Source organism: Pseudomaricurvus albidus, from assembly GCF_018863235.1.
GTDB classification, from domain to species: Bacteria; Pseudomonadota; Gammaproteobacteria; order Pseudomonadales; family Cellvibrionaceae; genus Pseudomaricurvus; species Pseudomaricurvus albidus.
On record NZ_JAHKRS010000003.1, the window covers coordinates 132,401 to 156,420 of the forward strand.

Sequence of the window (24,020 nt, forward strand, 5' to 3'; positions counted from 1 at the left end):
CATAAAACGCAAAACGGGAGGCGCAAACGCTTATCTTGCGTTCACAGCCTCCCGTTTGTTTCGCCCAGCGCCGTCAGGCGGCTTGCTTAGGCTTTGGCCTCTTTCTTTTTGACCCGGATGTTCAACTCGCTCAACTGCGAGTTGTCCACCAGCCCTGGTGCATCGGTCATGACACAGGCAGCAGTCTGGGTTTTCGGGAAGGCAATCACGTCACGAATGGAGCTGGCACCGGTCATCAGCATGATCAAACGATCCAGACCGAAAGCCAGACCACCGTGTGGTGGCGCACCGTATTGCAATGCGTCCAGCAGGAAGCCGAACTTCTCACGCTGCTCTTCTTCACCAATACCCAGCACGCGGAATACTGCCTGCTGCATCGCCTGATCGTGAATACGAACAGAACCACCGCCCAGCTCACAGCCATTGAGCACCATGTCATAAGCTCGGGACAGGGCAGCCAGAGGGTTGGCCTCAAGCTCTTCAGCAGTGCAGGAAGGCGCAGTAAATGGATGGTGCAGAGAGGTCACACCGCCATCGATCTCTTCGAACATCGGGAAGTCCACAACCCACAGCGGTGCCCACTCACAGGTGTACATGTCCAGATCTTCACCCACTTTACAGCGCAAGGCACCCAGAGCTTCGGTCACGACCTTGATCGTGTCAGCCCCAAAGAAGACGATATCGCCATTTTGCGCACCCGTACGCTCCATCACATTCATGGTGACTTCATCACCCAGGAACTTGATGATTGGAGATTGCAGACCTTCTACACCCTTCTCGATCTCGTTGACCTTAATCCAGGCCAGACCTTTGGCTCCGTAAATACCCACATATTTGGTGTATTCATCAATTTGCTTACGGGAAATGGCAGCGCCGCCGGTTACTTTCAAAGCGGTAACACGACACTTGGGATCATTGGCCGGACCGGCAAAGACCTTGAAGTCGATATCGGTGAGCAAATCCTTGATTTCCACCAGCTCCAGCGGGATACGCAGATCCGGCTTGTCGGAACCGTACTTCTGCATCGCCTCGGCAAACGGCATACGCGGGAATTCACCCAACTCAACGCCTTTCAATTCACTGAACAGCTGACGAATCATCTTTTCAGTCACCGACATGATTTGCTCGTCGTCCATAAACGAGGTTTCAATATCGATCTGGGTAAATTCAGGCTGACGATCTGCACGCAGGTCTTCGTCACGGAAACACTTGGCAATCTGGTAGTAGCGATCAAAACCGGACACCATCAGCAGCTGTTTGAACAGCTGAGGCGACTGTGGCAACGCAAAAAACTTGCCTTCGTGAGTTCTGGACGGCACCAGATAGTCACGGGCACCTTCCGGCGTCGCACGCGTCAGGATCGGTGTCTCAATATCCAGAAAACCGTTATCGTCGAGGTAGTTGCGGATGGAGTTGGTTACCTTGGAGCGGAAACGCAGGCGCTCCTGCATTTCCTGGCGACGCAGGTCCACATAGCGGTACTTGAGACGCACTTCCTCACCGACAGTCTTGTCGTGCAGCGGGAAGGGGGTCGTCTCGGCACTGTTCAGGATGGTCACTTCCAGACCGTAAACCTCGACTTCGCCAGTAGGCATATTGGGATTCACTGTGGCTTCAGAGCGAGCACGAACACGCCCTTTGACCTGCAGAACATACTCGCTGCGCACCTTGTCGGCCGTCTCGAAGTTCTCTTTCGCGTCGGGATCAAACACCACCTGAACAATGCCGTCACGGTCGCGCAGATCGATAAAAATAACGCCACCATGATCACGTCGACGGTCAACCCATCCGCAGAGGGTCACTTCCTGATCAATAAAAGAGGCATTCAAAGCGCCACAATACTGGGTGCGCATAAGTACTTTCCTATTCAATAACTGTCTGTATGTATCAAATTCAAGGGCTCGCCAGACTAGCTGGCGGCACCTGAGCTGCTTTTGGCCGGAGCGCTTGCGCCGGAGCTGGAGCCCGAGTCGCCCGCCAGATTTTTCTTTTTACCGCCAGACTTAAAGTCCGTCTCGTACCAACCGCCACCGGCCAAACGGAAGCCGGCAGCAGATATTTTCTTGCGCAATTCTGGTTTTCCGCAGGACGGACATTCTGTTAACGCAGCATCGCTCATCTTTTGGAGAGCTTCCATCTCGTGCTCACAGGCACGACACTCATACTCATAAATCGGCATAACGCAGACCTCAACTTAAGCCAGCAAAGACGCTGGACACCGATATCAAAGGGGCTTAGCCCACCAAAACCGCGCATTATACCCCAGCCAGTGGCTTGGGTTAAAGAAGACTTCTGTCACGAATGCTGCTGTTCCGGATCGCTGCGGTCATAACTCATTCACCATCTCGCAAACCCCTCAACACCCTTTTTCAGTAACTTCTACCGCGATCTCCCAAAAAAACCGCCTTTTGACAGTATTTTTGCCGCTTTTTAGTTGCCACTATCCATTTTATCCTTTATACATAGCATCAGCGGTTTAACCGCGCCTTTTAAGCCTATAAATAAAGGCTTTTTTGTGCCGCCCAAGGCCAACAATAACACTTCAAACACAACCAAAAGGAATTTACTCATGGCCGCTCGCAAAGCACCTGCCAAGAAAGCACCCGCCAAGAAAGCCACCGCAAAAAAAGCAGCTCCAGCCGCTGAGAAAAAAATCAAAGCCGTAAAAGACCGTTACACCAAAACCCAAATGCTGACTCAAATCGCAGAAAACACCGAACTGAGCAAAAAGCAGGTTCAAAGTGTGCTGGACGAGCTGAGCGATATGATCGAAGGTCACATCAAAAAGCGCGCTGTGGGTGAATTTGTACTGCCAGGCCTGCTGAAAATCAGTGCTGTTAAAAAGCCTGCCAAAAAAGCTCGCAAAAACGTACCTAACCCATTTAAGCCCGGTGAGTTTATGGACGTAGCTGCCAAACCAGCCAGTGTGCAGGTTAAAATTCGTCCACTGAAAAAACTGAAGGACATGGCAGATCAGTAATCCGCTCTCCGGATTTACATCGATCACGCACAAAAAACCGCACTCCAGGGTGCGGTTTTTTTGTTCAGGCTTTAATTCAAGACCTTCAGGCATTCCGCCTCAGGCAGGAGGGGTAAAGTCATCTCCGGCCAGAGCGCTTCGCAACCGGGACACCCGGCTCTTCAACTCTTCCTCGGTAAACGCCTTTGCCTCCACCGCCCCCCAAACAGGCCGGGGCCAGGCAGGATCGTTCTTAAATCGCGCAACGTGGTGCATATGCAATTGAGCCACCACATTACCCAGAGCCCCGACATTCATTCTATCCGGCACAAACAGGTCCGCCATAACCTCGGACAAATGGCAGGACTCTCGCATTAATTGCTGGCGATCCTCTTCCGCCAGATGATGAATGGCATACACCCCCTTCCTCCGCGGGACCAGAATACACCATGGATAGTTGGCGTCCCGGCTCATCAAGACCAGAGACAACGGAAACTCCCCCAAAATCACAGAATCGCTCTGCAACTGAGGGTCCAGCTCGAATTTCAACTTCACGTCAAGTTCAGACATCTAAGGTTTCCTCCTTTCCCCAACTTAACAACACCTTTAGAATACCCCCCTTACAGCAATTAACCTAGCTCTGACGTCCGCAGGACGCAATTACCGGATCGGTGGAGCAAATGGGTCAATTGAGTTCAAAGGGTCAACAGGCCTCGTCCATTCAATTCAGTAGAGATGCAGAAACATCATGCGCGCTAGCCGTTTTCTTATCGCCACCCTCAAGCAAAATCCCTCTGATGCCGTCGCTATCAGCCACCAGCTGATGCTGCGTTCCGGCATGGTTCGCCAACTGGCCTCCGGTCTGTACACCTGGCTTCCCATGGGATTGCGCGTTTTCCGCAAGGTAGAGGCCATCGTACGCGAAGAAATGGATCGCGCCGGTGCACAGGAAGTCCTGATGCCTGTGGTGCAGCCCGCTGAACTGTGGCAGGAATCCGGCCGCTGGGAACAATACGGTCCTGAACTGCTGCGCATTGTTGATCGCCATGACAACAGCTTCTGTCTGGGCCCAACCCACGAGGAAGTCATTACTGATCTGATCCGCAACGAACTGAAAAGCTACAAGCAGCTTCCGGCCAACTTCTACCAGATTCAAACCAAGTTTCGCGACGAGGTTCGTCCACGCTTTGGCATTATGCGCGCCCGTGAATTCACCATGAAAGACGCCTACTCTTTCCACCTGCAGCAGTCGTGCCTGCAGGACACTTACGATCGCATGCACAGTGCTTACTGCAACATCTTTAATCGCATCGGTCTGGATTTCCGTCCGGTATTGGCGGATACCGGCTCCATTGGCGGCTCCAGCTCCCACGAATTCCATGTATTGGCCGACAGCGGTGAAGACGATATCGCCTTCAGCACCGCCAGCGATTACGCCGCCAACGTTGAACTGGCAGAAGCCGTCGCACCCGCACACGAGCGTCCTGCGCCCGGCCAGGAAAAAAGCAAAGTTGCCACCCCCGGCCAACACACCATCGAGGACGTTTCGAAAAGTCTCGAAGTATCGCCCAAGCAGGTTCTCAAAACGCTGGTGGTACTGGGTGAAGCAGATGAAGACGGCAATCAGGGACTGGTCGCCCTGGTGTTGCGCGGAGATCACGAGCTGAACGAATTGAAAGCCGAAAAGCTTGAGGGTATTGCCTCGCCTCTGACCTTTGCCCCGGAAGCCAAAATCCAGCAAGAACTGGGCTGCAAGCCAGGCTCTATCGGCCCTGTGGGTCTTAATATTCCGGTGCTGGTGGATCGCAGCGCCGCCGTGGTTGCGGATTTCGCCTGCGGCGCCAACAAAGACGGTTATCACTTCACCGGGGTCAACTGGGAGCGTGACCTGCCTGTTGGCACCATTGCAGACCTGCGCAACGTCGTCGTTGGCGATCCAAGCCCTTGTGGCCAGGGGACGCTGGAAATCAAACGCGGCATAGAAGTGGGACACATCTTCCAGCTGGGCACCAAGTACAGCGAAGCCATGCGCGCGACGGTACTGGACGAAAACGGCAAGGAACAGGTCATGACCATGGGCTGTTATGGCATCGGTGTCAGCCGCGTTGTTGCCGCCGCCATTGAACAGAATTACGATGACAACGGCATTATCTGGCCGGAAGCCATAGCCCCGTTCCAGATCGCTCTGGTTCCCATCAACATGAACAAATCAGAGGCCGTTCGTTCAAAATGTGAAGAGCTCTACTCACAACTGACCGAAGCTGGATACGATGTTCTTTTTATGGACGAAGAAAAAGCTCGCCTGGGTGTGATGCTGGCCGACACCGAACTGATGGGCATCCCCCATCGCGTCGTGGTTGGTGATCGCGGCCTTGAAGCCGGCACGGTCGAATACAAAGGCCGACGCGACGCCGACAAGCAGGAAATCGCCCTGGACGACCTGTTCACAATGCTAAAAACCACCATCAACTGACACAGCCATGCGTACAAGGAAGCTCACAACATCCTTTGTCAGACTAGTTCTGCTGATGAGTCTGACCATGTTGAGTCATCTCGGTGTCGCTGAGAGCACAACAGCACAACCGGTGGATGATGAACTGCGTGAGCTTCTGAAAAACGCCATTGAGAACAGTGACAGCTTTGAAGACCGCTTTGACGCGGAAGTCTGGCTGGTGTCGAAACAGGACAACCTGGCCAAATTTGTCAAAGATCCTGAAGAGCGCATGGACCTGCTGCAACGCATTCACCGAGCTGCACGTCGCGCCGATCTGCAACCGGAAATAGTCCTGGCCCTGATTGAAGTCGAAAGCCACTTTAACCGTTTTGCCATTTCCAGCGCGGGTGCGCAGGGCATGATGCAAGTGATGCCTTTCTGGAAAAACGAAATTGGTCATCCGGAAGACAACCTGACTGACATCGACACCAACCTGACTTACGGCTGTACCATTCTCAAACATTACCTCAATAAAGCCAACGGACGCCTCGTTGAAGCTCTGGCCCGTTACAATGGCAGCTATGGGCAGTATTGGTACCCGCGGCGCGTAATGGACGCCTGGGAAAGGCACTGGCGATAAAAGACCCTGGTGATAATAGACACTGGCGATAGAAACCAGACAAGCCTGCCCCTTTCACTCCGCAGGAGTCTATAATCGGTTTAGCCTTTACTGGTCAGCCCCCTCGTTTAAAAACGATCACAACTGAAAACGATCACAATAATGAACTCAGAATCGTCGCCCAATGCCGATCTTCAGGTCAGTGTCAGCCTGACCCAATCGCTGGTCAAGGCACTGCAAGAATACCCCGTGCCTGACATCGACGACCTGTTGTTGCAGGCAGGCATCGATCCGGCCGTGTTACTTGAACCTGAAAATCGCATTCCGTTTTATAAACAGGAAAAGTTTTGGCAACTGGCCAATCGGTCCAGTGGTGATGCCGGATTTCCACTGACCTTTGCAGAACACACCCAACCGGCCAGTTTCAGTGTTGCCGGCTATATCGTTATGAATTGCAGCACCATCGGTGAAGCCATGGAATCGGTGGTAACCTACCAGCGCTCTGCCGGTGAAGGCGGAAGCTTTGCCTTACAACGGGAGGAGCAACACCTCAACATTCGGTATCTGCCGGTCAATCCAGACTCACCCATATCCCCCGTTCGCAGCTGCGCCATGATTGCCGCCAATCTGGTATTTGGTCGCTGGCTGGTGGGCAGTGCTTACACGCCGACTCAAGTCAGCCTGTGCTTTCCGGAACCCGAACACCAACAGCGGTTTGACGATTTTTTCCAATGTCCGGTGGCATACAATCAGGATTCAGACTTTATGTTGTTCCCGCGAGCCCTGGAGAACACTCCCATCCCCCATGCCAGCCATGAAATGCTCGATTTAATGAAACAGCGGGCCGACAAGATCATTCACCAAACCACTCACAAATCACCTGTCACCGCTCAGGTTTCCAAACTGATTTCAGAATCTCTTTTAGGCCAGGAACCGGATAAAGCGCGTATCGCCGATCAACTGGGAGTCAGCCAAAGAACCTTACAGCGCAAACTGGCGAAAGAAGACACCAGCTATCAAGAGGTGCTGGACAAAACCCGTCACCAATTGGCTCTGGATTATCTGCAACAACCCAAACTTACCATCACGGATACCGCTTATCTTTTGGGCTTTACTGAACCCAGTGCCTTTTATCGCGCCTTTAAAAAGTGGCACGGCATGACTCCGGGGCGATACCGCGAAACGCAGCAAAACTGATCGATCACTGTCGCGATGAATTGCTGCACCTGAAGTTGCCCGTGGCTGCGCCTAGAACTGACGGCGCACTTCCAGATAAGCCGCGCGGTTCTCGCCAGTAAAATAACGATAGCTGCCAAACGCGTAATCGCCTCGCTCGGCGTAGCGCGTGTCAGTCAGATTGTGCAACCGCAACCGGGCACTCCACTGATTGTTCCACTGATATTTGGCAATGGCATTCAGCAGGGTGTGGCCGTCGTACTGGTGCTCATTTTCTGCATCCAGATAGTAATCATCCATATACACAGTTTCCAGTTCAAGCCACCAGCGCTCTACGGGTTGATAACGCAACTGTACACTGCCCAGCCACTCAGGTGCCGTATCCATCTCATTCCCGGACACATCCACGCCACTGGCAAACGCACTGGCAGACTTAACCGAATGCTCCGCCCGGGCAAGGTTTCCACTCAGTTGCCACTGAGGAGAAAAAATATAAGTCGCCTGCAGTTCAACCCCATAGTGATGGGTATCGCCATCGCCCACGGTGGCATTGTTGGATGCCTTTAGAACTTCGTCCTGTTTTTTCATGACATAAGCACTGAGTTCGGCAGTGAACCTATCCGAGTAATAACGGGTTCCAAATTCGAGACTGTCGATGGTCTTTTTATCAAACTCTCCTACGTCCTGCCCTGCCAACAAACGGTAACGCTCGTTGATTTGAGGCGCGCGAAAGGCGCGCGCAAGACGCCCATAAACGGTCCACTGATCACTAACCTGATAGCGTCCACCCAATTGCGCGCTGATGTTTTCAAAGCGATCCTTGCGATCTGCAGGACGGTAATAGCGGCATTCAAGATCTGGCGTCGCACAATCACTGCCATCATCCTGAGTGCTGCCGTCGAGCAACTGATTGTCATAGTCGTAGGTCAGGGTTTCCCAGCGCAGCCCTAACTCAACCGCGACCTCAGGACGCCAGCTCCACTCGGCATTGACAAAGGCAGCCAGCTGATTGCTGGTAACATCAAAGTCGTAATGTGCCCCCTGATAGCGGGCGTTATCCGGAGTTCCCAAAACATCCGCCTGAGTTTCTTTCACAAACATCTCGGCCCACTCACCGTCGAAGCCCGTCCACAGACGCCACTGATCGTTGAATGAGGTTTGATAATTCAACAAAAAGCCCACACTTTTCTGGCCATTTTCTTCAATTGGTTGCCCGGGCAAATAGTGCTGCAAAAAACGCATGTCGCTGTAGCGGGCATAGGGCGAAAGCTGCCATTGAGAATTTTCGTTTATCTGCCAGCTCAGAGTAGACACGAGACGGGCCGCCTGTGCATCACGGAAAGCCTCGGGATTGGGGTTGTCTTTCCAGCCAGAATCTTTATAGGCTTCGTACCCTCGAAGATAGCCGGCGGTTTCCTGATTCAAATTGACCAGCGACAAGGTGGTTTTGGCAGCCATCGCCTCACCATCCCAGCGATGTTGCACCGTCATTTTCTGCTGATCGTAGCCTGCGTCGTCTTTTAAACCGTCATCACTGGCGCCATTGGCATTCAACTGCCAGTGGTGATCACCCTGCTCGACAGCCCAGGCGAGCTTTGAACGGTAATAATCGTGAGGGCCAGCCTCCAAAGTAAAGTACTTTTCCCCAAACAACGGCGTCAGCGTATTCACAACCCCATGCACGGCATTGGAGCCATAAAAGACCGTACCGGCTCCACGCCAGACTTCCAGCGCGCCAGCCTGCTCTGTATTCACTTCAAACAGCTGATTCACGTTGCACAAACCGCTGGGTCGGATGGGAATGCCGTTTTCGGCAATCAAGACCTCGCCACAACTGCCGGCACCGGTATAAACCGGAGACCGCACCGCTGCCAGCATTTCCTGCCCATTGCCACGGCTAAACCAGGCACCCGGAATGCGTACGGCCAGCTCCTGCAGGTGCGTGTGCCCCTGAGTCTGAATGGCATTACTGGAAATTTGGCCCACCTGCCCAATCAGGGATTTCTCGGATTCGGCATCCCGCCGCGCAGTGACGGTCATTTCATCCATAAACGTCGATCGGGATGCGGACTCAGCCGCATGCAGTGGGCCGCTTAAAGCACCAATACTGACGGAGCCAAGAAACATCGCCCTCAGCATCACGTCAAGAGACTGGCTCCACCAGCTGTTAACACTGACGCCGATTTTTTTATCAATACCATAGGTCAACATGATCCACTTCCCCGCTCCATCTGCGCAGCAATATTACATAAAAAAGGGGCACGTCCCTATGCCCCTGGAGAACTCTCAGCCAACACCTACCACAAGGCTGACACAATATCGTGCCCAATACCGTCGCCACTTGACCGCCACTTCTCACCTGAACGCTGTATTTATGATTCGCCCAATTACGGTTTACACACATTTATAGCCGCGGCCTTATCGGTCTATTGTCCGAACAAAGCTCGAAATCACCTATGATCTAACCGGTCAGGGTTCTGGCTTTTGCAGACAGATGTATTTTTAAAAGAAGCGTAAAAGACTTGGACAAAGAGACCTTATTGAGGATAGAACCTGTTAGTACCCAGAGGTTTTAGGATAAATTGGTTATTTTTTGACAACCCCGAAGATCAGCAAACTCTGTGATCATGCCCTTCTTACGGCATTCCCTGAAGATTCCACTCAACTAATTCCCCTTGTGACCGCTAACGTCAGTAGTTATGAACCACTAACAACACTACTTATTTCATTTAGCGGAGAAGCCAATGGCCCTACTTCGAAAATTTAAAATACAATTGCGACTGTGGATTTTGATCGGCATCGTGATGGCAGGCCTTCTGGCATTGATCGGAACCGGACTGAGTCAGTTACACAACTCTCTGCTCACCCAGAAATCCCAGAACACCAAGTTACTCGTTGAACTCGCCTACAACACTCTTGGCTATTACCAGAACAAAGAAGCAAGCGGTGAGTTAACACGCGCGCAGGCACAAGCTGAAGCAAAAGCCGCACTCAAACACCTCCGCTATGATGGCGACAATTATTTTTGGATTCAGGATGCGTATCCAAGAATGATCATGCATCCGACCAAGCCACAACTGGATGGCAGTGACCTCTCCGGCAACACCGATCCGCAAGGCAAGCATCTTTTTGTCGAAATGGCCAAGATCGCAAAAGCCAAAGGGGAAGGTCAGGTTGACTACATGTGGCCGCTGCCGGGACAAGATACTCCCGTTGACAAAATCTCCTATGTAAAAAACTTTCAGGCCTGGGGGTGGATAGTGGGGTCCGGCGTGTACATTGTTGATGTGCAAGCCGCATTCAATCAAGCTGCAATTTCTCCTTTCGTAATCGGTGTCATCATCATTTTCGTTATTGGCATCCTTGCCTGGTTGATTGGACGCTCCATCACCGCACCACTTTCAGCAACCTCAGCGGCTCTGTATAACATTGCCGCGGGAGAAGGCGATCTGACTCAGCGTCTCGATGACAGCAAAGAATACAATGACGAAATTGCTTTTATGACCAAAAGCTTTAATGCCTTTGTCAGCAAAATTGAGCGCACGATGATTCAGGTGCGAGGAGCAACCGAAAAACTCACCAACGCCTCGGCCCAATTACGCCTCGTTCTTGAAAACAATTCTGCGTCCATGGAAAAACAACAGCAGGAATCTCAAGCCGTGGTTGCGGCCATCACCGAAATGGCATGCACGGCGAATGAGATTGCCAAAAACTCTGAGGGTGCTGCCAGCTCCGCCAGTGACGCAAACCATGAAGCCGAAAGTGGACGCAACGTCGTTACCGAAGCCGTGTCATCCGTCAACACACTGGCCATGGAAGTCAAACAGGCTTCAACCGTGATTGACAGTCTTAACGCTGACAGTCTGGCCATTTCATCCGTGCTGGATGTCATTCGGGGTATTGCCGAACAAACCAACCTGCTCGCCCTGAATGCAGCGATTGAAGCCGCCAGAGCCGGCGAACAAGGACGGGGATTCGCCGTGGTGGCTGATGAAGTAAGGACGCTGGCGGCCCGAACTCAAAGCTCCACCGAAGAAATCCGGGTCATGATTGAGTCGCTGCAAAACGGCAGTGCCGAAGCTGTAAAAGCCATGCAGAGAGGAGGAAACACCACCGAAGTCACGGTCACCAAGGCGGAAGAAGCGGGTAATTCACTGAGCAATATCGTCTCGGCCATCAATACGATTACCGATATGAACATGCAGATTGCCAGCGCTGCGGAAGAGCAGTCAGTTGCCGCTCAGGAAATTGATCGCGGCATAAACCTGATGGCGGACCTCACAGCGCAGTCGTATAGCGAAATCGAAAAGACTTCTGAGTCCAGCCGCGAACTGGAAGAACTGAGCACCTCCCTGAGCAGGCTGGTGGGCGAGTTCAAGATCAGCGCCTGAACCTCATCAATATCCAATCTCTGTCCCGTTTAGCCAATGGTAAAACGGGACAGAGGTGCCGACGAATCATCGGCCCACTCGACAGAAGTCACTTGTGACGCTGCCGGCCCCTCGGCAACCTGCTCTTTTACCAGATCGACACGGGGAGAAGGCCCCTGCAACAACACTTCTACACGACCGTCGTCAAGGTTGTTGGCATAGCCAGTCAAGCCTGCCTTTTCGGCACACTGCTGAACAAAATAACGAAAACCGACACCTTGTACTCGTCCACTGACCCAACCTTTCTGACAGTTCATTGCGGCCTCTCAATGGGTTCTGTTGAGTTAAGTTCGTGAGCCATTGGGATTACGGCCAATTTCGGATCATCTTTCAACCAGGCCCCTAAAGACGCTTCCGTTTGCGGCCCGACCATTACGCCCTGATAAACGCCTTTCGGGTCGAAGACATAAGTGGCTGGCAACACTTCGGGACGGTCAAAGCCGAGAAGGCCTGATGGGTCGTGCAACAGTTGCGTAAACTCAATGCCCATGGCACGGGTTTGTTTTTCAAGATCCTCGTACTCAGGACCATCAAAGTTTACACCGAGGATAACCGCTTCACCTTCGTGCTGAAGAGCAAACTGGTTTAATTCGGGAATTTCCTTGCGGCAGGGCTGACACCATTGAGCCCAGTAATTGATAAACACCCACTGACCACGCTGCTGTTTCCAGGACACATCCTCCCCAGAGAGAGTTTTTAACTGGGTATCACCACAGCCAGACAACAACACCAGCACAGCAGCGCACAAAGCCATCACTCTAACCACGTTTCTGCTCCTGCTTCTCGGAGTCATCACTGGCTTCAGGGTCGTAGATCTCATTATCATCACGGGTTAAAAATTCCTTAAGACTCGGCAGATCTTCGGCCTCGTTTTTTTCTGCAACCGGCAAACTTGTGTCCTCCTCATCCAGCAAGTCCGCCGACGTTGGCAAGCTAACATCGTCGGGTAAATCACCAGGTGAGAATTCGCCCTCTTCAATATCCAGTTCCGGCAGATCTGTTGCGGTTGGCAATTCGGTATCCACATTGCCATAGGAGTCCAGCTCCTCTCGCAGATCTTCCAGCCCTTGTCCTTCATCAGGATAGAAACCCTGTTCGTCCGAGGACGTATAAAACAGCTCCTCAATCGTCACATCAAATTCCACTTCAATGTGCTGATCAATGGACAGCAAACGACCCGCCACATTGGGGAACCAGTGAAACGATTGCAAATAATCACTGACGCCCGGCATTTGCGATTCAACACCAACGTAGTCCGCCAGCTGCCGTAAGGTCAATAACCCCAGATCACGACAGAGCACGTATTCATCGTCCTGTGTCAGCGTGACGATGTGATGGCGAACCAGCGACTCCCTGACCCGCAACCACTGATCTGCCTCAACACCAATATTGAACATATCCTCATCGTTGGCGACCCGTCCGGTCTTCTGGCACTGCTTGAGAGCCCACAACGCCAGGAGAGCGGCGATCAAATCCGGATAGCGTGCCGTGGTCACTTCCCGTGTCATGGTGAAATTGGTGAGGGCACAGACCAGCACCGCACCGGACAACACAATGACCCAGAGAATGTATATCCACAAAAGAAACAGCGGCACCATGGCAAAGGTGCCGTACACAGCGGTAAATGAGGTTTTCGAAACGACCCAGCCAAACAGGACTTTAAACACCTCAAAGAGAATGGCGGTAAAAAGACCACCGATGAGGGCATTTTTTACGGGAACCTTGCAGTTAGGCACCGCGGCAAATAGCAGTGTGAAGGCCGCGGTGGTCATCAACCAGGGAAAATAACCCAACAGCAGCGGCACCAGTCCGGTGGGATCATTGCCCTCGTTAAAAAAGCGCAGCGACAACAAATAGGTACTGACCGCCACACCAACCCCCAGCAACAAGGGACCGAGACTGAGAATCGCCCAGTAGAGCAGAAAGTTATTCAACCCCCTGCGCGCATCCACCACCCCCCAAATGCGATTGAAGGTGCTCTCGATGTTTTTGATCATCAGATAGGCTGTCGCCACCAGCATACCAACACCGGCAAGTGTCAGACTGCGCGCCTGCTGGGTAAACTCCTGTAGCTGGGCTTCCACTTCCAGCCCGGAATCGGGTAACAGATAGCGAAACAAAAAATCCTGCAACTGGGTCGACAGCCCATCAAAGGCGGGAAACAGCGAAAACATCGTAAACACCACCGTCATGGTGGGCACGATGGCAAACAGCGTCATATAGGTAAGAGCCGCGGCCTGTTGTCGACAGCCCTTCTCTCTATACTCTCCCATTAAATGGGGAATAAACTGCCACACTACATTCTTGCGGCGACGAATCCCGGAAATGGTGCTGTCTTCACTCATGATGATCCTTTATATGAACTTATTCGCCAGTACGGACACTTTACACGGCCTGAACAGTAACAGTCTGCACGCCGGAGATGAAACCGATTCAGCCCGTGAGACACTGCGTAGTGTTCACTGCCGGTAATGTTTACAATAGAAGATTATGACAGATGAACATAAAGGAATTTCGTGCAATGGTCACTATTTATCACAATCCACGCTGCTCAAAATCTCGCCAAACCCTGGCCCTGCTGGAAGAGAATGGCGTTGAGCCTGAAGTGGTTCTTTACCTTGAAACCCCGCCCAGCGCCAGCGACCTGAAAGCGCTGCTGAGCAAGCTCGGTATCAGCGCCCGCGACCTGCTGCGCAAAGGTGAAGACGCCTACAAGGAAAACGGCCTGAGCGACAAATCCCTCAGTGAAGATGCCCTGATTCAGGCTATGACCCAATTTCCCAAGCTGATTGAGCGTCCTATTGTCGTTAAAGGCTCCAAAGCCGTGCTGGGACGCCCCCCAGAAAATGTACTGGAGCTGATCTGACATGAGCGCTGCAAACGGCTCGCCCTCTCCCTACGTTCTGGTGCTCTATTACTCCCGTTCCGGCGCCACCGCCAAAATGGCGCTGGACATCGCCCGTGGCGTTGAGCAGGTGAGCGGTATAGAAGCCCGGGTGAGAACGGTGCCTCCGGTCTCCCCTACCAGCGAGCAGACATCCCCGGAGATACCCGCCGAAGGGGCTGTGTACTGCACCCTGGAAGACTTGCAACATTGCCACGGCCTGATCCTCGGAAGCCCTACCCGGTTTGGCAATATGGCCGCGCCATTGAAACACTTTCTCGATGGCACCAGCGGTCTGTGGCTGAACGGCAGCCTGATCAACAAACCTGCTGCCGCCTTTACGTCCACGGGCAGTTTGCACGGCGGCCAGGAAACCACCCTGCTGACCATGATGATGCCTCTGTTACATCACGGCATGGTGCTCGCGGGCTTGCCCTACAGCGAATCCGATCTGATGGAAACCCAAAGCGGCGGCACACCTTACGGGGCATCTCATGTGGCCGGTACTCAGGCAGACCAACCGCTGACAGACGAAGAAAAACGCCTGTGCATCGCACTGGGCAAACGAGTAGCCACACTGGCTTTGACTTTGGACACGCTATGACAACCCCTTCTACCTCCCCCTCAGCCACCCCACCTCTGGCTCTGGCCAAGCGCCTGACCCTCGCCTCACTGGTGGGACTGATTGCGCTCTACATTGTTTCCAGCCTGCTTGAAGAGCAAATATTCTGGACGCTTTTGATTGTGCCCTGCCTGAGTCTTCTGATTTTTGTGCCCGGCATGCTTAAAAGCCATGCCCGCAGCTTTGATTGGTTGTGTTTTGTCATACTGATTCACTTCGTGGTGGGTGTCACCAACAGCATGTCGCCAGCCGCGGCATGGAACGACTACCTGCAAACGGTATTGACGGTTGTCCTGTTTATCAGCTCAATGATGGCCAGCCGCTGGCAAAAAGCAGCCAATCACCAGAGCGTGTAAACTGACAATATCTGGTTACCGGTTCAGCCCTCTGACTCCGACACAGCATCACCATAAACATCGCAAGGATTTCGCACTATGAGCGCACGCAAGCCCGGATTGATACGACGATTTTTTTCTGCCATCTGGAATATTCTCACCTGGATCCGAACGAGTATCGCCAATTTGCTGATTCTGCTGATCATCCTGATCATTGTGGTCGCTCTGCTGCCCAAAGAAGTCCAAACCGTGCCGGACAAGATCGCCTTGCGTGTCGCTCCCAGTGGTTTTCTGGTGGATCAGTACAGCTACGTCGACCCGGTGACCCAATTGCTTCAGCAAACCAGTGACGAGAATGCAGAAACTCTGGTCAGGGATCTCATCAAGGCGATTGAAATGGGTGCGAAAGATGAGCGCATCACGTCCATGGTACTGGACCTGAATCACTTGATGGGGGGTGGTCTGAGCAAACTGGAAGAAATCGGCACTGCGCTACAACACTTCAAGGACAGCGGCAAACCGATTTATGCCATCAGCGACAACTACACTCAGGAACAATACTATCTGGCCAGCTACGCCGACCAGGTGCTGATGCATCCAATGGGCAATCTGATCCTGACCGGCTACAGCAGCTACCGCAATTATTTCAAAAGCGCACTGGATAAACTGCATCTGAAAATGCACATCTTTCGTGTCGGCGAGTTCAAGGACGCCGTCGAACCCTACGTGCGCGATGACATGTCAACCGCCTCCCGTGAACACAACAGTCAGTGGCTTAATGAACTGTGGGTAACTTACACCTCGCAAATTGAAAAACAGCGGCAGCTGTCTGAAGGTGACATCGACGCCTTCATCAACAACATGGATGACAAACTTTCCGAACACGGTGGTGATCCCTCAGCCACTGCGATGGCCATGAATCTGGTGGACCAGCTGGCCAGCCACGGTGAACAAAACCAGTTTTTGATCAGCAAGGTGGGTAAAAAGGCCGACAGCAACGAATACCTGTCCATCGACTTCGACGATTATCTGGACCTTGCCCCGCAACACACCCCACTGGGCAAGGACAAGGTGGGACTGCTGGTCGCCAAGGGCATGATTCTTGACGGCGAACAGCCGGAAGGCAACATCGGCGGTGAAACCCTGTCAAAACTGATTCGTCAGGCGCGCGACAACAAGAGCATCAAAGCGCTGGTACTGCGGGTCGACAGCGGCGGTGGCAGTGCTTTTGCTTCGGAACTGATTCGCCAGGAACTGGACATTACCCGCCAGCAGGGCATTCCGGTACTGGTTTCCATGGGCAGCGTGGCGGCCTCTGGAGGCTACTGGATTGCCATGGGCGCCGATGAAATCTGGGCCACCCCCACCACCATCACCGGCTCCATTGGTGTATTCAGTGCGTTTCCAACCCTCGAAGAAAGTCTGAGCGAAATTGGCATCTCTACCGACGGCATCGGCACCACCGATCTCGCGGGTGCCCTGAGAATGGATCGCCCACTGTCGCCGCTGGCTTCTAATGTACTGCAACAGAGCGTAAACAACATTTATCAGCGCTTTTTGCAAATTGTGGCCGACAATCGCCAAACCACCACCGCACAGGTCAATGCCGCGGGTCAGGGGCGAGTCTGGACCGGGCTGGCCGCCAAAGATCTGGGACTGGTGGATGAGCTGGGTGATCTGCAAGACACCATCGCCGCTGCAGCAGAAAAAGCCGGCCTGAAGGAATACCAGGTGTTGGATATCGAAAAGCCGTTAACGCCAAGAGAGCGACTGGCCAAGCAACTGGCCGGCGAGCTGTCTGCGATGACACCACACAATGTGCAGCTGTTTCAGGCTCCGGCACTGGCCATTCTGCAATCGGCGCAAAAACAACTGGAGCCCCTGGTGAAATTACTCAATATCGGCGGTTCACGCGCGGTATACGCACACTGTCTTGAGTGTCTGGCGCCCTAGAAGCCCAGAGTCTGCTTAACGAAAGGAATGGTCAGACGTCGCTGCTCAGCCAGCGACGCATCATCCAGGCGGTGCAGGGTTTTGAACAAATCGTGGGACGAACGGGGCGCACGATGCAAAATGTACTGCGCCACCTCATCAGTAAGCTCAATGCCACGGGCTTTCGCCCGCATCTGTAGGGCCTTGCGCTTGGATTCGTCATCCAGCGGCTGAACCTGAAACACCAGCCCCCAATTCAAACGCGATTGCAAATCCGGCAAGCTGACTTTCAACTCTCGCGGCCCCTGCGCTGCAGCCATGACAACCCGCCGACCGGTATCGCGCATGGTATTGAAAAAGACAAACAGCGCGCGCTCCCAATCCGGACGCCCAACAACCCAGTGCAAACCGTCGAGACACACCAGATCGAGAATCTCCAATCCATCAAGCAACGCCGCCGGGTCAGCGCTCACCAACTCCTCCAGCGGTAAATATTGCGCCGACCGACCCTGCTCCCCGGCAAAGTGACAGGCTGCCTGCAGCAAATGACTGAGTCCTGCCCCCTGAATGCCCGACAAGTAAATAAACTGTTCACCAAACGGTTGCAACTGCTGTTGCAACGCCATCACCACCTGCCGATTCAGCTGACCGTCGACTGCGTAAAAATTCTCAAAGGTTGCATCATCTTTAAGCTGTACACCTAAAGAGAGCTGACGAGGGGATGAGGATGACACGGGGTGACTCATGAGGGATCAGGATAATTCTGTCTAATTGGCACTAGTCTAACAGATGCCGGGGGCTTTCCAGAAGCCGGAGACGGCGCCAATGGCAAGGATACGGTCCTTTGCGCCATTGACGCAGGCACTTTTCATTAAATCTCAGCCAGACCAGCTGTAACGCAGCGGGTTTTGCTCGGAACCCTGTGGTGCCAGAGTCTCTGGCATATTCACGTTACCGCCGCTACTGGTCGTCATGACAGGGATCAAGCGACGATCCAGATCCAGAGCGCCCTTTAATTGCGAGATATCGCCATCCATAAACAGGTTTACCCTGACCTGATTACCCTCCAGGGCCAGCAAATTCAGCTCACGAACTACCGCCAACCCTTCCAGGTAAGAGAGCACCTTCACATAATCTGAAAACTCGCCCACCGGCTCAATATCCATGACTACCGCGTCTGAAGCCACATTGCGATGGTTGATGCCATAGATATCGGCCAGATAATCACTGGTGGAGTTGACAGCTTCCCGCAGCAACACCGTATCGGTATCTCCCTCACTATCGAATACCTGACGATTGCTCTTGTGCAGCAGTGTCCAGGCCGAAATCCAGCGCCCCGAAGAGGTCTGACTGTAACGACCAATCAAAACCGCATCCGGCTTGTAACGGGTCGACGCAGAGGCGATAGCGCTTTGATCCAGATTCCACAAGTCGTTGGCATTGAGGGATACCTGATCCTCCAGATCCATCAGAGGCACCACCAGAGGCAGTCCGCGCTCTCGGGCTTCACCCTTAATCGCATCCGCCAGTTCCGGATTATCCTGCAGGGACACCATCTGCCGACCGGCGTTCAGATCATCGGTGACCAACCACACCAGCACCGAGGGTCGGTTGGCCGGCCAAAGGGGCAGGCCCGACTGGCGCAACAGATTCTCAACGCTGATCTGAGAGAAATTCAGAACCACCGTGGTTGCAGGGACTTGCTCACCATCGCGCTCCAGCGTTTCATTCCCCGACTCATAGCGAAAGGCTTCCATATAGCTATCCGGGTTGGCTAGGGCTGCTTTAACCTCTGGATAATTGAGTGCCTGTGGCTGTCCGGAGACTCGCACCAGAACAGAGGCCAGTGCTTTTGCCGTTGCCTGTCGCCGCTCTTCGACTCCCTGCCCGACAACCAGCTCACTCTGCTGATACAGATTGGTCACCATTTCGGCATGACCCGGGATTGACGCCATACAGACCCAAACACCGATAAACCACCAAACCAATCGCTGCAACTTCACTACTCCTTCCACCCTGTTGTTCATTGAGCCCGCCACAATACGGCCTCAACTCCTGCTGTGAACCCCTGCCATCTCACGCTTGCTGCCGTCACTGCAGCCTGAATGCCTTCACTTTAGCCTGAAATCGACGTTTCCACTCACACCAATTGTCGAAACAGCCGCTATTATGCCTTTGAGAGGTATTACCTGCCAGAAGCACTCAAATACAGATCCCCGAAATGAGGCATGGTAACGCTTTCTGCCAGCTAACCTTTTGGACTAACAGCTCACGCTATAAGCTGGTAGAATACGCGCCTTTCACGATCCACATTCTGATTCACTATTTACCGACGAGTCCTGCCCTCCATGAGCGATAAACAGACCCCTTCCTTGAGTTATAAAGACGCTGGCGTAGACATTGACGCTGGTAATGCCTTGGTTGAGCGCATTAAAGGGGTCGCCAAGCGAACCCGCCGTCCCGGAGTCATGGCGGGCCTGGGCGGATTTGGCGCTCTTTTCGAGCTGCCAACAGGCTACAAAGAGCCCGTACTGGTTTCAGGCACCGACGGTGTCGGCACCAAACTGCGCCTGGCTATGGACCTCAACCTGCATGACACCATTGGCATCGATCTGGTGGCCATGTGCGTAAACGATCTGGTGGTTGCCGGGGCCGAGCCGCTGTTTTTCCTGGATTACTACGCCACCGGCAAACTCAATGTCGATGTAGCCGCTGATGTTGTCTCCGGTATTGGCGACGGCTGTGAACAGGCTGGCTGTGCCCTGGTGGGTGGTGAAACCGCCGAAATGCCGGGCATGTACGATGGCGACGACTACGATCTGGCCGGTTTTTGCGTCGGCATCGCCGAGAAATCCGAGCTGATTGACGGCAGCAAAGTAGCTGAAGGGGATGTACTGATTGGTCTGGCGTCCAGCGGCCCCCACTCCAACGGTTATTCACTGGTGCGTAAAATCATCGACGTCTGCGGTGCAGACCTGAACGAAGTGGTCGGCGACAAGCCATTGGGCAAAGCCCTGCTGGAACCGACCCGCATCTACGTTAAATCCCTGCTGCGCCTGATCAAAGAGTCTCAGGTTAACGCCATGTCCCACATTACTGGCGGCGGCCTGCAGGAAAATATCCCCCGTGTACTGCCGGATGACTGCAAAGCCGTGATCGACACCAAAGCCTGGACCTTCCCGCCGGTCTTCCAGTGGCTGCAGGAAAAGGGCAATGTCGAAGCCTACGAAATGTACCGCACCTTTAACTGTGGCGTCGGCATGATCATCGCAGTACCTGCCAGCGAGCAGGACAATGCACTGAAGATCCTGAAGGACGCTGGCGAAGAGGCCTTCATCGTAGGTTCTGTTGCCAAAACCCAAGGCAATGAAGAGCGCGTAGAGCTGTTGAACCTGTAATTCAGGATTCTTCCACTGACAAGCTCAATCAGTCCGGTGGTGGCACTCCCACCCCGGGCCTCGCGTTCAGAGACAATACCAGCAGGTTCAGACTTTACATCATGACCAATATCGTTGTTCTTATTTCCGGCAGTGGTACGAATCTGCAAGCCCTGATCGACGCCCATCAAAAAGGCGACCTGCCCGTCAACATCGCGGCGGTAATCAGCAATCGGCCCCAGGCATACGGTCTCGAAAGAGCCCGTCTGGCAGGCATTGAAACAGCGGTTATTGACCACACCAGGTTTGAGACCCGCGAAGACTTTGATCAGGCCCTGCAAGCCCGGATTGATGCCTGCAACCCACAGCTGGTGGTACTGGCGGGATTTATGAGAATCCTGACCGAAGGCTTCACCCGTCATTATCTGGGTCGAATGTTGAACATTCACCCATCTCTGCTGCCCAAGTACCAAGGGCTGCACACTCACCAACGAGCGCTGGATGCCGGTGATGAGATTCACGGTGTCAGCGTGCACTTTGTCACTCCGCAACTGGACGACGGTCCCAACGTCATTCAGGCCGTTGTGCCAATCCTGCCCGATGACGATGCCGCGACCCTGGCTGAACGGGTACAGGCTCAGGAACACATTATTTATCCCATGGCGGTTGCCTGGTTTGCCGAAGGTCGTCTGCGCATGGATAATGGCGCCTGCCTGCTCGACAACACCCCTCTGCCTGCCAGCGGCTTTGTCGTTGACACCCGGGTTAACTGATACACACGAGCGACACACAGACACCCGCGAGCTGATTGCCACAGGACTTGGCAACTGACACACAGAACTCGCCGATAAGGAGCCCCCCATGACGTTTACGCTGAGACGCCTGTTTGGCATTTGCCTGATCATTACCGGCAGTCTGTCCGCCAATTCTGTCCTGGCCGAACCAGAACAGACCAAGCCCGAGCTCCCAAGTCCGTTTCACGCCGTCTATACCGCCGAATACAGCGGTCTCAGCGTCGAGGCAACCCGCACCCTGCAAGCCCTGGACGACGGCACCATGGAGTTGCGCTTTGTTGCCAAGTCCTGGCTGGCCACCATTGAGGAAGTCAGCCAGTTCGACTGGAATCCCAAAGGTCATCTGGTCCCAAAATTCTATCTCTACAATCGCAGCGGCCTTGGTCGTGACCGCAAGGCCGAGTTGAACTTTGACTGGTCCACCAACAAGGTGGTCAACAATGTGCAGAACAAACCCTGGACCATGTCCCTGCCGGATGGCGCGCTGGACAAGCTGGGCTATCAATTACAATTGCGCACCGACATGCTCAACAAAAAATACAAGGTCAGCTATAAGGTCGCCGACGGCGGACGCCTGAAGACCTACGACTTTGAAGTTCAAGGTCAGGAAATTCTCGACACACCGCTGGGCAAGCTGAAAACCACCCGGGTAAAACGCATACGGGACGACAACGAGCGCGTCACCATTCTCTGGCTTGCCAACGACTGGGATCACCTGCTGGTTAAAATTCAGCAGCGCGAAGAAGACGGTCAGCACTACGAAATCAATCTGGCTTCAGCCGAACTCAACGGGGTTCCGGTTAAAGGCCTTCAACCCTCGCAGCGACACTGATTATTTCAGTCCTCTGCTTCACTTAAAGGCAAAACTATGACCATCACAGCAAAGAAAGTGGCCAGCATCCACTACACCCTGAAAAACGATCAGGGCGAAGTTCTCGACAGCTCAGAAGGTCAAGAGCCTCTGGCATACCTGCAGGGTTTTCAGAATCTTGTACCCGGGCTGGAAAACGCACTGGAAGGTAAAACCGCCGGCGACAAAATCTCCGTTGTGGTGTCCCCTGAAGAAGGATACGGTGACAAAAACCCGGAGCTGATCCAGGAACTTCCACGCGACATGTTTGGCGGCATCGACAATATCGAAGTTGGCATGGCATTCCACGCTGAGACTGCTGCGGGCCAGCAGGTTGTCGAAGTGATCGACATTGAAGGTGACACCATTACCATCGATGGCAACCACCCTCTGGCGGGCGTAGACCTGCACTTTGACGTTGAGGTTCTGGAGGTGCGCGACGCAACCGAGGAAGAGCTGTTACACGGACACGTCCACGGTGACGGCGGCTGCGGTCACGACCACTGATCTTATCGGCTGATGTTACGGGCCGCTGCAAAAGCGTCGCCCGTAACTGCTTTAATCTGTCCGTACTTTTCGGTCGCCGCAGCGCTCGCACTGATAAATCGTGACCAGCTTTCCCTGTTTGACATCAAACTGCTTCTCCTGCACCACCTTCCACTTGTGGAAGCCACTGCGACACAGGGTTTTGCCTTTGTGTTTTTGCGCGGCCGTAGGCCGTTTGAACTTAATAACCTCACCCACTCCCCAACCTCACCAGTAAGCGCCCTCAATTCAGGCTTATCCAATAATTGTCCACAGCTCACAGAATGGCACCGACACAAACACAATGCCCGAAACCGGAGTCAGACGCCAGATAAATGACGCCCTCATTTGGCGCGCAGTCTAGCACGCGACACTGTTTAACCACAGACCAACCTGCACAGAGATAAAGCACTATATCTAGTAGTGCACCAGAGAAAAACCACAAGATAGGTTACAAATATTAAACTTTTCTTATAGGACAAAAAGTTATAACGGCATTTTTGAGCGTCTATTTTTACCCCGGGACAGGCCTCGCCTGATTTGGCAGATTAGTGACTACTGACACCCAGGCTTACACACATTTTATCCACAAGAAATCACCAGCCTTATCGTCTTGCAATCCGACCTTTACCGCTTTATCTTGTATTCAACGAATCAATGACCCCTATATATTGGGGTTGGCATCCAGATCTGAACAAACGCGTGTCAAGTGAAAAACCGTTTTTTTAAACGGCAAAGCTCTGAAAATGCACAGTCAGTACAGGCGGCAGACAAAGAGTTCACTGAACGTGCGCGGGAAAGCCTGAATGGCACGCTTTTCGTTCAGATTACCTCCCCCCAGGGGAAGGAATAGATACTCGGAACTGTAGCAAACGGACTGGCGACACCGATTGTATTTGAGCAACTCATGTATCTGCGCAACGGCTTACATGAGAAACGGCCGCTCCAGAAGGCACGTCCGTGCCATATCCGTAGAGCACCGCGAAGCAATATCGCTTCTCTGGGTATGCCATTTGATAGTCAGTGCACGATGTGCACAACATGCAAAAAAGATTGCAACAGTATTTTCTTACACAAAAACGT

General features: G+C 53.2%; 24 protein-coding genes. 13 read left to right on the plus strand and 11 right to left on the minus strand.

The window, feature by feature from the left end:
* Positions 1–86 precede the first annotated feature (86 nt).
* The 3 genes from aspS to KOI40_RS07100 form a co-directional block, all read right to left on the minus strand.
* Positions 87–1,853 (minus strand): aspartate--tRNA ligase, encoded by a 1,767-nt coding sequence (gene aspS / locus KOI40_RS07090; protein WP_216096785.1) that lies wholly within the window; start codon positions 1,851–1,853, stop codon positions 87–89.
* A 56-nt stretch (positions 1,854–1,909) separates the two neighbouring features.
* Positions 1,910–2,179 (minus strand): FmdB family zinc ribbon protein, encoded by a 270-nt coding sequence (locus KOI40_RS07095; protein WP_216096786.1) that lies wholly within the window; start codon positions 2,177–2,179, stop codon positions 1,910–1,912.
* A 251-nt stretch (positions 2,180–2,430) separates the two neighbouring features.
* Positions 2,431–2,571, minus strand: a complete 141-nt coding sequence (locus tag KOI40_RS07100) for a hypothetical protein (RefSeq protein ID WP_216096787.1) — start codon at positions 2,569–2,571, stop codon at positions 2,431–2,433.
* Here KOI40_RS07100 and KOI40_RS07105 point away from each other — a divergent pair.
* On the plus strand, positions 2,570–2,980 hold the full coding sequence (locus KOI40_RS07105; protein WP_216096788.1) for an HU family DNA-binding protein: 411 nt from the start codon (positions 2,570–2,572) through the stop codon (positions 2,978–2,980). The genes KOI40_RS07100 and KOI40_RS07105 overlap by 2 nt on opposite strands.
* 99 nt (positions 2,981–3,079) lie before the next feature.
* Here the strand turns inward: KOI40_RS07105 and KOI40_RS07110 are convergent, their stop codons facing one another.
* A complete protein-coding gene (locus KOI40_RS07110; protein WP_233710093.1) occupies positions 3,080–3,529 on the minus strand; it encodes an HIT domain-containing protein in 450 nt (149 codons plus the stop codon).
* Positions 3,530–3,707: 178 nt separating this feature from the next.
* Between KOI40_RS07110 and KOI40_RS07115 the strand changes: the two genes are divergently transcribed.
* From KOI40_RS07115 to KOI40_RS07125, 3 genes are all read left to right on the plus strand, one after another.
* Positions 3,708–5,432, plus strand: a complete 1,725-nt coding sequence (locus KOI40_RS07115; protein WP_216096789.1) for a proline--tRNA ligase — start codon at positions 3,708–3,710, stop codon at positions 5,430–5,432.
* A gap of 67 nt (positions 5,433–5,499) precedes the next feature.
* Positions 5,500–6,033, plus strand: coding sequence for a lytic transglycosylase domain-containing protein (locus KOI40_RS07120; protein ID WP_216096790.1), 534 nt, complete (start codon positions 5,500–5,502; stop codon positions 6,031–6,033).
* Between the two features lie 141 nt (positions 6,034–6,174).
* Positions 6,175–7,209 (plus strand): AraC family transcriptional regulator, encoded by a 1,035-nt coding sequence (locus KOI40_RS07125; RefSeq protein ID WP_216096791.1) that lies wholly within the window; start codon positions 6,175–6,177, stop codon positions 7,207–7,209.
* A gap of 51 nt (positions 7,210–7,260) precedes the next feature.
* On the opposite strand, the gene KOI40_RS07130 is transcribed toward KOI40_RS07125, so the two are convergent.
* Positions 7,261–9,399: a TonB-dependent receptor gene (locus tag KOI40_RS07130; RefSeq protein ID WP_216096792.1), complete on the minus strand. Its 2,139-nt coding sequence runs from the start codon at positions 9,397–9,399 to the stop codon at positions 7,261–7,263.
* Between the two features lie 533 nt (positions 9,400–9,932).
* On the opposite strand from KOI40_RS07130, the gene KOI40_RS07135 reads away from it, so the two are divergent.
* Positions 9,933–11,579 carry a methyl-accepting chemotaxis protein gene (locus KOI40_RS07135; RefSeq protein WP_216096793.1) on the plus strand — a complete coding sequence of 549 codons (1,647 nt, stop codon included), beginning with the start codon at positions 9,933–9,935 and terminating at the stop codon, positions 11,577–11,579.
* A 29-nt stretch (positions 11,580–11,608) separates the two neighbouring features.
* Here KOI40_RS07135 and KOI40_RS07140 read toward each other — a convergent pair whose 3' ends face one another.
* Genes KOI40_RS07140 through KOI40_RS07150 form a run of 3 tightly spaced genes read right to left on the minus strand, consistent with a single transcriptional unit; the run spans position 11,609 to position 13,963 of the window.
* Positions 11,609–11,875, minus strand: coding sequence for an acylphosphatase (locus KOI40_RS07140; RefSeq protein ID WP_216096794.1), 267 nt, complete (start codon positions 11,873–11,875; stop codon positions 11,609–11,611).
* On the minus strand, positions 11,872–12,384 hold the full coding sequence (locus KOI40_RS07145; RefSeq protein ID WP_216096795.1) for a TlpA family protein disulfide reductase: 513 nt from the start codon (positions 12,382–12,384) through the stop codon (positions 11,872–11,874). Before KOI40_RS07145 ends, KOI40_RS07140 begins: the two co-directional genes overlap by 4 nt.
* Positions 12,377–13,963, minus strand: coding sequence for a YihY family inner membrane protein (locus tag KOI40_RS07150; protein ID WP_216096796.1), 1,587 nt, complete (start codon positions 13,961–13,963; stop codon positions 12,377–12,379). Before KOI40_RS07150 ends, KOI40_RS07145 begins: the two co-directional genes overlap by 8 nt.
* Positions 13,964–14,139: 176 nt before the next feature.
* On the opposite strand from KOI40_RS07150, the gene arsC reads away from it, so the two are divergent.
* The 4 genes from arsC (at position 14,140) to sppA (ending at position 17,412) form a co-directional block, all read left to right on the plus strand.
* A complete protein-coding gene (gene arsC / locus KOI40_RS07155; protein WP_216096797.1) occupies positions 14,140–14,484 on the plus strand; it encodes an arsenate reductase (glutaredoxin) in 345 nt (114 codons plus the stop codon).
* A 1-nt stretch (position 14,485) separates the two neighbouring features.
* A complete protein-coding gene (gene wrbA, locus KOI40_RS07160; protein WP_216096798.1) occupies positions 14,486–15,106 on the plus strand; it encodes an NAD(P)H:quinone oxidoreductase in 621 nt (206 codons plus the stop codon).
* Complete coding sequence (locus tag KOI40_RS07165) at positions 15,103–15,480, plus strand: DUF2069 domain-containing protein (protein ID WP_216096799.1); 378 nt, start codon at positions 15,103–15,105, stop codon at positions 15,478–15,480. The genes wrbA and KOI40_RS07165 overlap by 4 nt, the downstream gene beginning before the upstream one ends.
* Positions 15,481–15,558: 78 nt before the next feature.
* Positions 15,559–17,412, plus strand: a complete 1,854-nt coding sequence (sppA, locus tag KOI40_RS07170) for a signal peptide peptidase SppA (protein ID WP_216096800.1) — start codon at positions 15,559–15,561, stop codon at positions 17,410–17,412.
* Here the strand turns inward: sppA and hda are convergent.
* On the minus strand, positions 17,409–18,125 hold the full coding sequence (hda, locus tag KOI40_RS07175) for a DnaA regulatory inactivator Hda (RefSeq protein ID WP_369413157.1): 717 nt from the start codon (positions 18,123–18,125) through the stop codon (positions 17,409–17,411). The two genes, sppA and hda, sit on opposite strands and share 4 nt — an antisense overlap.
* A 144-nt stretch (positions 18,126–18,269) precedes the next feature.
* A complete protein-coding gene (locus tag KOI40_RS07180; RefSeq protein WP_216096802.1) occupies positions 18,270–19,418 on the minus strand; it encodes a DUF2066 domain-containing protein in 1,149 nt (382 codons plus the stop codon).
* Positions 19,419–19,730: 312 nt separating this feature from the next.
* Between KOI40_RS07180 and purM the strand changes: the two genes are divergently transcribed.
* From purM to KOI40_RS07200, 4 genes are all read left to right on the plus strand, one after another.
* Positions 19,731–20,789, plus strand: coding sequence for a phosphoribosylformylglycinamidine cyclo-ligase (gene purM / locus KOI40_RS07185; RefSeq protein ID WP_439653231.1), 1,059 nt, complete (start codon positions 19,731–19,733; stop codon positions 20,787–20,789).
* A 101-nt stretch (positions 20,790–20,890) separates the two neighbouring features.
* Positions 20,891–21,541, plus strand: coding sequence for a phosphoribosylglycinamide formyltransferase (purN, locus tag KOI40_RS07190; RefSeq protein WP_216096804.1), 651 nt, complete (start codon positions 20,891–20,893; stop codon positions 21,539–21,541).
* A gap of 88 nt (positions 21,542–21,629) precedes the next feature.
* On the plus strand, positions 21,630–22,394 hold the full coding sequence (locus tag KOI40_RS07195; RefSeq protein WP_216096805.1) for a DUF3108 domain-containing protein: 765 nt from the start codon (positions 21,630–21,632) through the stop codon (positions 22,392–22,394).
* A 36-nt stretch (positions 22,395–22,430) separates the two neighbouring features.
* Complete coding sequence (locus KOI40_RS07200) at positions 22,431–22,919, plus strand: FKBP-type peptidyl-prolyl cis-trans isomerase (RefSeq protein ID WP_216096806.1); 489 nt, start codon at positions 22,431–22,433, stop codon at positions 22,917–22,919.
* Positions 22,920–22,970: 51 nt separating this feature from the next.
* On the opposite strand, the gene KOI40_RS07205 is transcribed toward KOI40_RS07200, so the two are convergent.
* Entirely contained in the window at positions 22,971–23,156 is a 186-nt protein-coding gene (locus KOI40_RS07205) for a hypothetical protein (protein WP_216096807.1), read from the minus strand.
* Positions 23,157–24,020: the final 864 nt, after the last annotated feature.

Bases quoted from the DNA above. Each gene is read 5' to 3' on its own strand.
- aspS (WP_216096785.1), bottom strand. From the start codon at position 1,853: ATGCGCACCCAGTATTGTGGCGCTTTGAATGCCTCTTTTATTGATCAG.
- KOI40_RS07095 (WP_216096786.1), bottom strand. From the start codon at position 2,179: ATGCCGATTTATGAGTATGAGTGTCGTGCCTGTGAGCACGAGATGGAA.
- KOI40_RS07105 (WP_216096788.1), top strand. From the start codon at position 2,570: ATGGCCGCTCGCAAAGCACCTGCCAAGAAAGCACCCGCCAAGAAAGCC.
- KOI40_RS07100 (WP_216096787.1), bottom strand. From the start codon at position 2,571: ATGAGTAAATTCCTTTTGGTTGTGTTTGAAGTGTTATTGTTGGCCTTG.
- KOI40_RS07110 (WP_233710093.1), bottom strand. From the start codon at position 3,529: ATGTCTGAACTTGACGTGAAGTTGAAATTCGAGCTGGACCCTCAGTTG.
- KOI40_RS07115 (WP_216096789.1), top strand. From the start codon at position 3,708: ATGCGCGCTAGCCGTTTTCTTATCGCCACCCTCAAGCAAAATCCCTCT.
- KOI40_RS07120 (WP_216096790.1), top strand. From the start codon at position 5,500: ATGTTGAGTCATCTCGGTGTCGCTGAGAGCACAACAGCACAACCGGTG.
- KOI40_RS07125 (WP_216096791.1), top strand. From the start codon at position 6,175: ATGAACTCAGAATCGTCGCCCAATGCCGATCTTCAGGTCAGTGTCAGC.
- KOI40_RS07130 (WP_216096792.1), bottom strand. From the start codon at position 9,399: ATGTTGACCTATGGTATTGATAAAAAAATCGGCGTCAGTGTTAACAGC.
- KOI40_RS07135 (WP_216096793.1), top strand. From the start codon at position 9,933: ATGGCCCTACTTCGAAAATTTAAAATACAATTGCGACTGTGGATTTTG.
- KOI40_RS07140 (WP_216096794.1), bottom strand. From the start codon at position 11,875: ATGAACTGTCAGAAAGGTTGGGTCAGTGGACGAGTACAAGGTGTCGGT.
- KOI40_RS07150 (WP_216096796.1), bottom strand. From the start codon at position 13,963: ATGAGTGAAGACAGCACCATTTCCGGGATTCGTCGCCGCAAGAATGTA.
- arsC (WP_216096797.1), top strand. From the start codon at position 14,140: ATGGTCACTATTTATCACAATCCACGCTGCTCAAAATCTCGCCAAACC.
- wrbA (WP_216096798.1), top strand. From the start codon at position 14,486: ATGAGCGCTGCAAACGGCTCGCCCTCTCCCTACGTTCTGGTGCTCTAT.
- KOI40_RS07165 (WP_216096799.1), top strand. From the start codon at position 15,103: ATGACAACCCCTTCTACCTCCCCCTCAGCCACCCCACCTCTGGCTCTG.
- sppA (WP_216096800.1), top strand. From the start codon at position 15,559: ATGAGCGCACGCAAGCCCGGATTGATACGACGATTTTTTTCTGCCATC.
- KOI40_RS07180 (WP_216096802.1), bottom strand. From the start codon at position 19,418: ATGAACAACAGGGTGGAAGGAGTAGTGAAGTTGCAGCGATTGGTTTGG.
- purN (WP_216096804.1), top strand. From the start codon at position 20,891: ATGACCAATATCGTTGTTCTTATTTCCGGCAGTGGTACGAATCTGCAA.
- KOI40_RS07195 (WP_216096805.1), top strand. From the start codon at position 21,630: ATGACGTTTACGCTGAGACGCCTGTTTGGCATTTGCCTGATCATTACC.
- KOI40_RS07200 (WP_216096806.1), top strand. From the start codon at position 22,431: ATGACCATCACAGCAAAGAAAGTGGCCAGCATCCACTACACCCTGAAA.